Annotated in this window: 11 protein-coding genes; 4 read left to right on the top strand and 7 right to left on the bottom strand. The window is 42.8% G+C overall.

What is annotated here, in order from left to right:
- Positions 1–346: 346 nt before the first annotated feature.
- The gene (locus tag ACFFGT_RS08345) at positions 347–961 is read right to left on the bottom strand and encodes a trimeric intracellular cation channel family protein (RefSeq protein ID WP_377022061.1); all 615 of its coding nucleotides are present in this window, start codon (positions 959–961) and stop codon (positions 347–349) included.
- 67 nt (positions 962–1028) lie between these two features.
- Entirely contained in the window at positions 1029–2261 is a 1233-nt protein-coding gene (locus ACFFGT_RS08340) for a dicarboxylate/amino acid:cation symporter (RefSeq protein WP_377022060.1), read from the bottom strand.
- Positions 2262–2426: 165 nt separating this feature from the next.
- Here ACFFGT_RS08340 and ACFFGT_RS08335 point away from each other — a divergent pair, with 165 nt between their 5' ends.
- Together ACFFGT_RS08335 and ACFFGT_RS08330 are read left to right on the top strand one after the other, a co-directional pair.
- Positions 2427–3002, top strand: coding sequence for an HD domain-containing protein (locus tag ACFFGT_RS08335; RefSeq protein ID WP_377022059.1), 576 nt, complete (start codon positions 2427–2429; stop codon positions 3000–3002).
- A 12-nt stretch (positions 3003–3014) separates the two neighbouring features.
- The gene (locus ACFFGT_RS08330; RefSeq protein ID WP_377022058.1) at positions 3015–3893 is read left to right on the top strand and encodes a YitT family protein; all 879 of its coding nucleotides are present in this window, start codon (positions 3015–3017) and stop codon (positions 3891–3893) included.
- A 519-nt stretch (positions 3894–4412) separates the two neighbouring features.
- On the opposite strand, the gene ACFFGT_RS08325 is transcribed toward ACFFGT_RS08330, so the two are convergent.
- From ACFFGT_RS08325 to ACFFGT_RS08310, 4 genes are all read right to left on the bottom strand, one after another.
- Complete coding sequence (locus ACFFGT_RS08325) at positions 4413–5534, bottom strand: acyltransferase family protein (RefSeq protein ID WP_377022057.1); 1122 nt, start codon at positions 5532–5534, stop codon at positions 4413–4415.
- Between the two features lie 768 nt (positions 5535–6302).
- Positions 6303–7346 carry an adenylate/guanylate cyclase domain-containing protein gene (locus ACFFGT_RS08320; RefSeq protein WP_377022056.1) on the bottom strand — a complete coding sequence of 348 codons (1044 nt, stop codon included), beginning with the start codon at positions 7344–7346 and terminating at the stop codon, positions 6303–6305.
- On the bottom strand, positions 7346–7723 hold the full coding sequence (locus ACFFGT_RS08315; RefSeq protein WP_377022055.1) for a response regulator: 378 nt from the start codon (positions 7721–7723) through the stop codon (positions 7346–7348). Before ACFFGT_RS08315 ends, ACFFGT_RS08320 begins: the two co-directional genes overlap by 1 nt.
- 63 nt (positions 7724–7786) lie before the next feature.
- Complete coding sequence (locus ACFFGT_RS08310) at positions 7787–9178, bottom strand: sensor histidine kinase (protein WP_377022054.1); 1392 nt, start codon at positions 9176–9178, stop codon at positions 7787–7789.
- 395 nt (positions 9179–9573) lie between these two features.
- Here ACFFGT_RS08310 and uxuA point away from each other — a divergent pair, with 395 nt between their 5' ends.
- On the top strand, positions 9574–10767 hold the full coding sequence (gene uxuA / locus ACFFGT_RS08305) for a mannonate dehydratase (protein WP_377022053.1): 1194 nt from the start codon (positions 9574–9576) through the stop codon (positions 10765–10767).
- Between the two features lie 82 nt (positions 10768–10849).
- Here the strand turns inward: uxuA and ACFFGT_RS08300 are convergent, their stop codons facing one another.
- The gene (locus ACFFGT_RS08300) at positions 10850–11212 is read right to left on the bottom strand and encodes a SnoaL-like domain-containing protein (RefSeq protein WP_377022052.1); all 363 of its coding nucleotides are present in this window, start codon (positions 11210–11212) and stop codon (positions 10850–10852) included.
- Positions 11213–11393: 181 nt separating this feature from the next.
- On the opposite strand from ACFFGT_RS08300, the gene ACFFGT_RS08295 reads away from it, so the two are divergent.
- Positions 11394–11942, top strand: a complete 549-nt coding sequence (locus tag ACFFGT_RS08295; protein ID WP_377022051.1) for an RNA polymerase sigma factor — start codon at positions 11394–11396, stop codon at positions 11940–11942.
- The last annotated feature ends 5 nt before the right edge of the window (positions 11943–11947 follow it).

The raw sequence follows: 11947 nt of genomic DNA, 5'->3' as shown, positions 1-11947 counted from the left end.
AAAGACCTCATCAAGGTATTAATGGCAAAAGACCTATCGATATGATCTCCTTAAACAACAAATAATAACCTGCTATTTTGTCTCCGAATTACTAAACCCTTACAATTGCGAGGTACGAAGCAATCCCAAACTGTATAGAGGGATTTGCATAGCCGCTCTGCTAATCGGGGATTGCTTCGTACCTCGCAATGACGTTTTTATAAATAAAACAACAAAGGCGAGGTAAACCTCGCCTTTGTTGTTTTAGCCTATCACTGCCGCGGGCTTTCAGCCCGTGGTGAGCCATGATGTCAGCTTTCAGCTGACGTAATTAGTAAAATCCGAAATCGAAAATCCCAAATCGTCGCTAATGCCATTCTTCCCTATACACAAACTTGGGCATTTGCCAGTTATATCTGATAGAGAGCAGGCGCAATGCAAGGCCTATAACACAAGCTATTACGATAGAAACCCCGGCGGGAGCGCCCAGATGTTCAATTCCTAAGTAAAACGCCCCGGTAACAATGGATGCGCTTGCGTAAACCTCCTTACGGAATAACAAAGGAACCTCGTTACACAATACATCTCGCAGCACACCTCCGGCACAACCGGTTATCATCCCGCTTAGTAAAATGATAATGATTGGCAAGCTGATCAGCTCCGCTATCTGGCAGCCGATAATGGTAAATACTACCAAACCCAAGGCATCCAGGTACAGGAACAGCGTTTTCATTTTTGTCATGATGCGGGCAATAACAGCGGCCAATATAGCGGCCGCTGCGGTGATCACCAGGTATTCAGGATGTTCAACCCAGCTCATAGGGTAGTGGTTAAACAATATGTTTCGTACAGTACCGCCACCCAGCGCCGTAACCCAGGCAATAATGCAAACACCAACCCAGTCCATATCACGCCTTCCGGCCGAAAGGGCAGCTGTCATGGCCTCGGCAATGATCGCAATGATATAGAGTATGTGCAGCATATAGGTAATGTTTAAGGTTTATAGGGCAATTTACTAAACAATAATTGAAACTGCCATAATTCCCCCTTCAGGGGGTAAGGGGGCTTTCCGGTTTCATCCAACCGCTTCCTCCTGTAAACCGGCAAACCAGCATGGCGGCAACAGTGTCGCCTGTGGCATTCAACAACGTAGCCATCGGGTCAACCAGGGTACCAATGATAATAGCAGGGGGAAGGGCTTCGGGGGGGAAGCCATAAGCTGAGATAAAAAGCAGCTCGCCAATATAGCCACCGTTAGGGATCCCTCCCTCAACCAGGCTTACTAAAACGGTCATGGCAAGGGCAATTGCTATGGTTTCGGCATTATTGAAACTTTTGCCAAACAGTGCAAATACCACAGCCATTTTTACTATGGATGAGATGCTTGAACCATCTTTATGCAAAGTGCCGCCAAGCGGGATAGTAATATTGGCAATAGCATCAGAGATGCCCATTTTTTTGGCGGCATCTAAATTGGCAGGAATTGTGGCAATGCTGCTGCAGGTACCCACTGCTGTGGCCGATGGTATAATGTTATTTTTCCAATATCGCTTAACCGCACTAACACCGCCGGCAATAAAGGCATACAGACTAAATATCGCCAGGTAATAAAAAGCGCCTACGCCATAATATAAAGCCATGGAGCGCGCATAGCCGCCAAATAACTGCGGACCAAACACCCCAACCTGGTAAGCAAAATAAGCACCCAACCCAACAGGGCCTATTTTCATGATGAGGATAAAAATATTCTTGAAAACCTCGTTTCCGCTATGCAAAAAGGCGGCAAATGCCTTGCCTTTTTCGCCTGCATGCAATGTGGCAAAGCCGGTGATCACGGCAAAAATGATCATGGCCAGCATACTTTTACGGGATAAAAGCTGGTAAAATTCGCTGGTGGTGAAGAGGCTTGTCAGTTGATCGCCAAAAGGTTTCTTAGTGATGGCTTCGGTAATGGGACTGGCTACAAGGTGCTGATGGATAGGGAAGATCCAGATAGCAATAATGGTTACTATAGCTGCTACAAGCACGGTTGATGCAAATACCAGCGAAGTAACACCTAATAACTTCCCAAGTTTTTGCGAACTATCCAGTGCGGCGATGGCCGAAGCTATGGCAAAGAAAACCAATGGCACAACGGCTGTAAACAGCAGGTTCAGGAAAATATCACCGATGGGTTTAATCACTTCTACCTTATCGCCCAAAACAGCCCCGGCAATACTGCCAATGATGATACCTGTTATTAATAGAATAATACCTTTATAGTTTTTAAACCAGCTGTTCATTTTGCTAAGATAATTAATTTGTACAGCGGAGACGCATGTGATGCGTCTCTACGATTTTGATTTTTTGTAGAGACGCATCACATGCGTCTCCCGCTATATTTTGCTTATCTGAGGATATCCCCATTTCTCTTAAATTAATATATTAGCGCCCATTATAAATACTAAATGCAAGTAGAACAAGCCGGGGATTTTATCCTCGACAAAATAAAAAAAGAGCTCCCCGAACATTTCCATTACCACAATGCCGATCATGCGCTTGATGTTTACACCGCTGCAAAACAAATTGCGTCAGGCGAGGGGATAAGCGGGCATGAATTACAGTTGCTGCTCACTGCCGCTTACTATCATGATTCGGGTTTTTTGTTTGGGCAGGTTAATCATGAGGAGGGCTCCTGCAAAAACGCCCGGCAATACTTACCGCAATTTGGTTATACTGCTGATGAAATTGAACAGGTTTGTGATATTATTATGGCAACCAAAATACCGCAAAACCCTCACAATCACCTGGGACAAATAATTTGTGATGCCGATTTGGATTATTTGGGCCGAAATGATTTTTTTATCCTCAGTAAAAGGTTATTTTCGGAACTTGTAATTACAGATCACCTTGAATCGGAATTGGAATGGGACAGGCAGCAGGTGAAATTCCTGCAAAGCCATCAGTATTTCACCCAAACCGCACTCAGGCTCAGGGCTGAAGGTAAAAACGAGCATTTAAAAATTATCACAACAAAAATTTAAATACTGCTATTAATGACACAACCGGGTTTGAAAATTGAAGAAATTTTAAAAGACGTAGTAACGGTAATTATCGGCATTTTATTCTGCGGGTTCGCGCTCAAAGGTTTTTTGGTACCCAACAGCTTTTTCGACGGTGGGGTAACGGGTATTTCATTGCTTATTCACGAGCTTTATCATATCAACATTGCCTTTGTAATTATAGCAGCCAACATTCCTTTCATTATTATGGGGATGTTCCAGGTTAACAGGACCTTTGCGCTAAAAACATTTGCATGTGTTATTGCGCTTGGGATCTGCTTGTTGTATGTGCCGTATCCTGTTATTACTTCTGATAAGCTGCTTGTATCGATATTCGGCGGTGTATTTATGGGCTTAGGGGTAGGGCTTTCTATCCGTGGCGGTTGCGCGTTAGATGGAATTGAGATCTTAGCTTTGTATACCTTAAAACGCAGTAGCTTCACCATCAGTGAGATCATCTTAGGTATCAACATCATCATCTTCCTGATAGCTGCGGTTGAGCTTGGCCTGCCAACGGCATTATATTCTATCTTAACTTATTATACAGCATCCCGCACCATTAGCTTTGTTATTGATGGTTTGGAGGAGTACACAGCCGTAAATATCATTTCGGGTCAAAGCGAGATCATTAAAGAGAAGTTGGTGATGGAGCTTGGCCGCGGTATTACCATTTATAAAGGTGAGCGTGGTTTCCTGAAAGAAAGCTTTGATGTACACCAGCCGGTTGATATCATCTTCACCGTAATAACCCGCCTCGAAGTACGCAGGTTAAAAAACCTGGTACACAGCATCGATCCTAAAGCTTTTATTTTTACCAACAGCATTAAAGAAGCTGCCGGTGGTGTGTTGAAGAAGCGGGTAAGGGAGCATTAATATTTCCATCACGTCATTGCGAGGTACGAAGCAATCCCCGATCGGCAGAGCCACTCTGTATAGTTCGCGATTGCTTCGTACCTCGCAATGACGGGTTTTGATATACATTTTTCTTTTCATTCTTTCCTTGCGCTCATCTGTGATGAGTGCTTAACCTGGGTTTGCGTTTATAACGCACAGGCGATGCAATCGCCAAACCCGTTTTAAGCACTCGTTGAAAACGAGCGCAAGTTGTAAATCCCACGGTATAATATAAAAACGGTTTCTTGTCATTGTTGGTATTGTTACCACAGGTGTTCGGAAGATGAAATATATCTTAAAAAATTATGTCATTGCGAGCGTAGCGCGGCAATCTCGTAGCCAATGCATGTCCGCTCTGGATAGCTACGAGATTGCTTCGTCGTTCCTCCTCGCAATGACATGGCTTTTTTAACCAACATTTCCATTCGATTTTGATCTTCCGAACAGCTATCGTATTGTCACCAACAATTCTCCTCCATTTTCGGAAAACGGTTATGGTTAAACTTTGGCCCGCTTTAATATCACTTTATTCAAACCAACGTATATAACCCGCTCAACCAGGTAAGAGAACAGTACGCAAACCATTACATAACACAGGTATCTTAAAAGGACGTTTGATATCAGCGTGTCAAAATAATGGGCTTCTATTACCAGGAACCAATGCGAAATGTAAATGCCGAATGATATTGGCGCCAGCACCTCAAATAAGCCGAACGTTTTATTAAAGCCTGTCCATTTTATCTTCGACCATAATATTGCCCCAACAACAGATATTAATGCAAATGAAAAATGCCGTACCTCTAAAAAAGGGCTTACACCAATGGTACTCTTGCTATGCAGCAGTTTTACATTTATTATCAGTATAATTATGTTCAGTACAAGGGCGCTTAACGGTATTCTAAGTGATTTGAAATCTATCTTTTTGCCATCAACATAAAGCCCCGCCATATCGGCGCCTATCCACCATATGCACAAGTACATCAATTCCCTGTTTATAAAATTGGGATATATAACATAGGTTATTGCTGCAATGATACTGAGGCCATAAACAAAAACCGACGATTGGACTTTTACTTTGTTTATAATCACAAAAAACAGCATATAAAACCACCATTCGTATGATAACGACCATAAAGGTGTATTACCAAAAAAGGGATTGCAAATTACGTTAGGCTTCAATGAACCAACGTCCTGTAACATTAACAGGTTTCCGGTTAATTTAACCCAATCAATTGAAACACCATTATTGTTGCTAATTAAAATAACGATATAATTTGCAATAAAAACACAAACAAGAGGGATATATATGCGGTTAAACCGTTTAAAGAAAAACGTTTTAAATGATTTATCTTTTGATTTGAGATAGGCGTATTGAATAACAAATCCCGAAAGTAAAAAAAACAGGATCACTGCTTCCTGCCCAAATCTGAACAACACAGAAAAATCCTTACCGGCTATAATTAATTTTTTGGAAAACAAGTGGTGTAATACCACATATGCAGCTGCAAAACCGCGGATTGCCTCAAGCTTGGTGAGCTTTTTTTTGCCTTTGTTTGACGGCAATGCGGGTGGACTTATTTCGTGGTATGCGACAGGAGGGGTAGATATTGTTGCTTCCATATATTGTATGTTACCTGGCCTTAAGATACCCCTATTTACCTTAAGGTTAATTCAGATATTGGTAAACGTACAATTTTCACACTGTTGAGAAAATGTTTAATTTATAATTAATGATAATGATGATTGTTTGTAAGTTGTTGTTTATTAGCTTTTTATATCTTTTGTTTTGAGCCTTGTAAAGTAGCTGGCAGAGCTGATCGCCTTTTAATAAAGTGAGAAGTTTTAATGGAATGCAGTGCTTAGTTTTGCTTGTGTTATTTTTGACAAACATCAAAATGAGGGCATTATAAAGCGCAGAAAGATGCAGTAGCAAAATTTTCTTGCGTTAATTTTTAAAAAGTGTTTAATTGGGTTCTGTTATAATACCCGCCATTGTTAATGTTGTAACCATAAGTGTTCGGAAGAAATAGAAAAGCGGGGGATTGTGCGATTCCTTCCCCAGGGAGGGTAATAGCCCATGAAAAGACATAAGTAAAGAATGAACCGCCGTATCGACTCACCCCGACATCGCTACGCTCGTCACCCCTCTCTACGCAAGCGTAAAGAGGGGATTTTATCCTTATTTTTTCTTTACCCTCTTTCCGCCAAAGGCGAAGAGAGGGTGGTCCAGCGTAGCGTAGACCGGGTGAGTCGACTATGCGCCATACCAATTTGCTTTAACTATCAATACATGGGCTATTACCCTCCCTCAGGAGGGAATTAAAAAGCTTCTGAACAACTGCCACGTGTTACGCTAAACCCGCCGGCAGTTGTCTTCCGGCTTAAAAACTAATCAACCACCTCGTATATCTCCACAGGTTTTACCTTATTCTTTAAACTCACCTCGCCAATTTTATTGAGGGCGAAGGAACCTTTAGCCTGTTCATAAACATCGGCACTTACAATGATCTGGTTGGCCTGCGCCACGGTTTGCAGGCGCTGGGCCAGGTTCACGGCATCACCTATTACAGTATAGTCTAATCGTTTCAATGTGGCGGAGCCGATATTACCTGAAATCATCTCGCCCGAATTAATACCGATGGAAACAGAAGGAGTGAACGTTTTTTCACCTGCCTGGATCTCATCAGCCCCATGCATCTTATCGCGCACGGCAAGGGCGGCGTCAATAGCGCGGTCAAGATGATATTCGCCTCGGAAAACAGCCATCACGGCATCGCCCATAAATTTATCAATATGCCCGTTTTGTGCTATGATTTCCTGCACCATGATATCAAAATATTTATTGATCATACCCACAACGGTATTGGCCGCAACGTGTTCGGTAATTGCGGTAAAGCCGCAGATATCAATAAATAATACTGTTGCCTCAATAGTTTCATTACTCAGCAGGCTATTTTCAAACTCCTTGTGGGTCATGAAGTTGAGCACATTTTCATCTACATACATGCGCAGGATATTATTTTCCTTGATAGCCTGCAGGGTTTTTTTAAGCTCAATGACGTGTAGCAAAGTTTTTTCGATAGTAATATCCAGGTCCTCGAAGTTCACCGGTTTGACCACAAAATCAAAGGCGCCGCGGTTCATAGCAGTACGAATATTATCCATATCACTATACGCCGATACCATTATCGCTTTTAAAATAGGGTTGGCATCGGGCAGTTTGGTAAGCAGGGTAAGCCCATCCATCTCGGGCATATTGATATCGCTTAAAACCACATCAATATCGGGATGGGAGGCCAGTTGGGTCAACGCTTCAAAACCATTTTGGGCAAACACAAATTCATATACCCCTTCCCTTATCTTTTTTCTGAATTTTTGCCTGATCAGTAATTCCAGGTCCTGCTCGTCATCTACTACCAGTATCTTGGCCATTATTGTTCTAAGTGTTTAAGTTTGTCTTTTAAATTATTAAAATCAAGTGGCTTGGTCAGGAAATCGTTGGCGCCAAGCTCCATTGATTGTTTGTAGTTTTCATCATCGCCGTAAGCAGTGATCATCATTACCACCGGCGGCGGTTTCTCATAGTTGTGCCTGATGTTGCGTAGTAACTCCAAACCGCTCATGCCAGGCATATTGATATCAGATAAGATCAGGATCACCTGCGAATGATGCTCTTCCAAAAAATGAAGTGCTTCCTCTCCGGATAGGGCGAAGTTAAATTCCACCTCGCCGTTTTTTATTTCTTTTCTGAAACGTTGTAAAAACAAGGGTTGAACATCGGCCTCGTCATCAACAACAAGTATTTTCATAGTACTTCAAAGTTAAATTTTTGTATGATTTTATTTGTGGTTAAACGCAAAAATTACCGGCGTTTAACTTTGGGCAACATTACCAACGGGTATGCAAATCACAAAACGTGCAAACTCGCCTTCGGCAGTTTCAACCTTAAGTTCACCGCCATGGCCTTTGGTAATAATGTCATAGCTCATTGACAGACCAAGGCCGGTTCCCTGCCCGGTAGGTTTGGTTGTAAAAAATGGCTGGTAAATTTTATCCAGAACTTTTTGAGGGATCCCAATACCGTTATCTTCCACGGTTATCTGCACCATGCTAACTCCCTGCGGCGATTTAACCTTTTTTGTATTAACAGTTACTGTAGGATCATAACCATCGCCTAAAACCCGTTTCTTTTCGGTAACTGAGTAAAATGAGTTATTAAACAGGTTAAGCAGCACGCGGCCCAGATCCTGCGGAATAGCTTCAATTTTACCCAGGTCAGGGTCAAAGCTGGTTTTCATGCCGGCATTAAATGATTTATCCTTGGCACGCAAACCGTGATAGCTCAGGCGCAGGTATTCGTCGGCGAGGGCATTGATATCTGTAGGCTCTTTTTTGCCGGTTGTAGCGCGCGAATGCTGCAGCATACCTTTAACAATAGCATCGGCACGTTTGCCGTGCTGGTTTATTTTGCTTAGGTTTTGGGTGATGTCATTAATGATGTCGCCCGCATCTTCCTTTACATCATCGGGCAGTTTGTCAAGCACTTCTTCCTTCAGTTCTTCCAGTAATTCGATGCTTACCTCGCTAAAATTGTTTACAAAGTTAAGCGGGTTCTGGATCTCGTGGGCAATGCCTGCGGTAAGCTCACCCAATGAAGCCATTTTTTCCGACTGGATAAGTTGGGCCTGGGTGCTTTTAAGCTCAGATAACGCCAGTTGAAGCTCTTCCGTTTGTTTGGTGAGCTCGGCTGTGCGTTCTTTTACCTCACTTTCAAGGTTAACTTTCATAGCAGCCATCATGCGGTTTTGTTCCTGCTCGGCAAAACGTTGTTTACGTTCATTCTCCAGGGCCTTGGTTTGTTTTCGGCTGAGCAGCCATAGCGAAAATGCCCAGATCAGTGAAAATACCACCAGGCTTTGTATCATGTTGTCGTGGTTGTTATAAAAAGTAGGGAACCATTTTTCCAATACATCCTGTATTAATCCCGCAATCGCATAGGGGATCAACGCAAAGGCAAGCTGTTTGCCCGATTTCAGATCTTCAATATAATAGGGCGATATTACTACTCCTAAAAAAAACAAGTGCGAAACTACCGTGGTCAGCTTTTCTCCGTGGTCAAAACTTACACCAAATACAAATATGCCTATAGCTATAAAATAACCAATATTGATGTATCTGTCCCACTTGGTTAGCAGGCCATCATTTTTCAGGTGTTTCCTGAATTGGGTAATCACAAATACGGCGAGGAAAGGTTCTAAACTCATGAAGGTTGTTTTACTTCTGTTATAAATGCGAAGCCGAAATTTAACAATTTTACAACTATTATTAAACTATGCCTGTAATTTAATTAACACGCAAAACAATTTGTAATTAACTGTTAGGCTATTAAAAAAATATAACGATTATTGGCCAGTGATGAAATTACTGCCGGATATGTTTACTGACATATTTGTGCCAGTGTTCAACTTTTAAAAAATGAGTGTTCAACCGAATGTAATCTGAAATATTAATTGGCTGTATATCAGCATGTTATTGTTTTTGTTCTAAAAGATTGAACGCTTAATTGTTTGATTACCAGTGTTGTTGTTTTTTTTAAGTGTTCACCCTTTATAAATTGAACACTGCTATTTTTTGAATATTAAACCAATCTATATAAAAAATGAGTACTACCAATACAAGCAATAATTTCAGCATGATCAACACCATGCGCTGGTATGGCCCCAATGATCCGGTGAGTTTGGCTGATATCAGGCAGGCGGGTTGTACAGGTGTAGTAAGCGCCCTGCACCAGGTACCTAACGGTCAGGTATGGACTTTGGAGGCTATCATGGAACGGAAGGCGCTGGTAGAAGTAGCCGGTCTTACCTGGGATGTGGTGGAAAGCGTGCCCGTACACGAAGCTATCAAAACACAAACCGGCGATTATTTGCAATACATTGAAAACTATAAACAAAGCCTGCAAAACCTTGCGGCCTGCGGCATCCATATAGTTACCTATAACTTTATGCCCGTATTGGATTGGACCCGTACCGATCTGGGCTTTACTGTTGAAGATGGTTCAAAAGCCCTTCGCTTTGAAAAAGCTGCCTTCATAGCCTTTGATGTATTTATGCTGAAAAGGGAAGGGGCCGAACAGGAATATACCGCCGATGAACTTGCCCGTGCCAAAGCCCGCTTTGATGGCATGAGCGATGATGATAAGCAACTATTGCAGCGCAACATTATAGCCGGTTTACCGGGCAGCGAAGAAAGCTTTACGCTGGATAAATTCAGGGCGGCCCTTGCTGCCTATGATGGTATAGATGCGGAAAGGTTAAGACAAAACCTCATCTTTTTCCTGCAGCAGGTTATCCCGGTTGCCGATGCCAATAACATAAAAATGGTTATCCACCCGGACGATCCTCCTTATGCCATTTTAGGTTTGCCGAGGGTAGTGAGCACCGCCGAACATATTAATGCTTTAATTGAAGCTGTACCATCATTAAACAATGGTTTATGTTTTTGTACCGGATCATACGGTGTAAGACCGGATAATGACCTGCCTGCCATGGTTAAACAATTTGGCGACAGGATCAATTTTATCCACCTGCGCAGTACCCGCCGCAACGAGTTTGGTGATTTTTATGAAGATAACCATTTGGAGGGCGATGTGGATATGTACGCCGTGGTAAAAGAACTGGTACAGGTGATGAAGCAGCGCAAATTAAGTATCCCCATGCGCCCCGATCATGGGCACCAGATGTTGGACGACCTTAAAAAGAAAACTAATCCCGGCTATTCGGCCATTGGCAGGCTCCGCGGCCTTGCCGAGCTGAGGGGACTTGAGTTGGGCATCATCCGCTCAATGGAATAATAAGTTTTCATGCCCATGAGATAAAAACAAAAGGCCTTTGCGGGAGCGAAGGCCTTTGTCATTTATTATTGGTTAGGTGCTCTTAGCCCATGTTATAAAAAAACTGTTCGGCTATAATTTTTCCGTCTTTTACTTCGTAAACAGCTATCTCGTTCATTGGCATGCGGCCGCCTTCTTTGTAGGTAACATCCATATCCATAGTTACCGCGAAGAAGTTACCGGTAACAATCGGGTCGGATACCTCGCCGCTGTGTACTTCCTGTACCGAGGCATACCAATATTCTGTTTTGCCTTTAACAGCTTCTTTGCCTTCGGTTAGCTCCATAGGCGAACCTTTAGGTTCACGGCTCACAATATTATCGGCATAAAGCTCATCAATAGCCTGGGTATGTTGGCCTTCGCGGCAATACTGTACTAATTTTTCTGCTACTTCGGTGGTGGTCATGATCTTATGGTTTTAATTGTTGTTATAAAGTTAGTTAATAACACTTCAAACCAATTGTCTGTTTCGTTTAAATTTCTGTTAAGTTTGATATACAATTGCATCCTCCGAAAAAAAATAAAAATTTTCTGTAACCATTTTACGCCGCCGAAGTACTTAAGGTATATACATAATTACAAACTGATTGAACACGCTTACAGATAACGCCATCATGCTAAAGGTGAAAGCCGGCGACCTTGACAGGATGGGTATGCTCTTTGAGCGTTATAACCGGCAGTTGTATGGCTTTCTGTTCCACATGACCTATCAGCGCGAGCTGAGCGAAGACATGGTACAGCAGGTGTTTTATAAGATGCTCAAATACCGGCACACCTTTACCGGCACCGGCGAATATATTCACTGGATGTACTCCATTGCCCGCAACGTTTTAAAGGATCACTGGCGGAAAAACAAACAACAGGTACAGTATGAAGGTGTGGAAGCAGCCGAGTCCATTGCCGGAGGCCTGGTACCGGATGAAGCTTTTGAAAAGAAACAGGCCAAGGCCGAATTGCACCGCGCCATGGAAAAGCTAAGCGAAAGTCAGCGGGAAATTTTAGCCCTGAGCCGGTTCCAGGAGCTTAAATGCCAGGAGATAGCGCAGATCCTGGGCATGACCGAGGGTACGGTGAAGGTGCGCATTCACCGGGCCATGCAGGAGCTGAAAAGTATTTATGTAAAAATGGAACGATAAAACAG

The sequence above is a fragment of the Mucilaginibacter angelicae genome, assembly GCF_042434235.1.
Lineage (GTDB): Bacteria > Bacteroidota > Bacteroidia > Sphingobacteriales > Sphingobacteriaceae > Mucilaginibacter > Mucilaginibacter angelicae.
The sequence above is the reverse complement of the archived record's forward strand: the minus strand, read 5'-3'. Positions and strand labels throughout refer to the sequence as shown.

Excerpts from the sequence above, each read along its gene's own strand:
- ACFFGT_RS08315 (WP_377022055.1), bottom strand. The coding sequence starts at position 7,723 with ATGAAAATACTTGTTGTTGATGACGAGGCCGATGTTCAACCCTTGTTT.
- ACFFGT_RS08345 (WP_377022061.1), bottom strand. The coding sequence starts at position 961 with ATGCTGCACATACTCTATATCATTGCGATCATTGCCGAGGCCATGACA.
- ACFFGT_RS08300 (WP_377022052.1), bottom strand. The coding sequence starts at position 11,212 with ATGACCACCACCGAAGTAGCAGAAAAATTAGTACAGTATTGCCGCGAA.
- uxuA (WP_377022053.1), top strand. The coding sequence starts at position 9,574 with ATGAGTACTACCAATACAAGCAATAATTTCAGCATGATCAACACCATG.
- ACFFGT_RS08330 (WP_377022058.1), top strand. The coding sequence starts at position 3,015 with ATGACACAACCGGGTTTGAAAATTGAAGAAATTTTAAAAGACGTAGTA.
- ACFFGT_RS08320 (WP_377022056.1), bottom strand. The coding sequence starts at position 7,346 with ATGGCCAAGATACTGGTAGTAGATGACGAGCAGGACCTGGAATTACTG.
- ACFFGT_RS08310 (WP_377022054.1), bottom strand. The coding sequence starts at position 9,178 with ATGAGTTTAGAACCTTTCCTCGCCGTATTTGTGATTACCCAATTCAGG.
- ACFFGT_RS08340 (WP_377022060.1), bottom strand. The coding sequence starts at position 2,261 with ATGAACAGCTGGTTTAAAAACTATAAAGGTATTATTCTATTAATAACA.
- ACFFGT_RS08325 (WP_377022057.1), bottom strand. The coding sequence starts at position 5,534 with ATGGAAGCAACAATATCTACCCCTCCTGTCGCATACCACGAAATAAGT.
- ACFFGT_RS08335 (WP_377022059.1), top strand. The coding sequence starts at position 2,427 with ATGCAAGTAGAACAAGCCGGGGATTTTATCCTCGACAAAATAAAAAAA.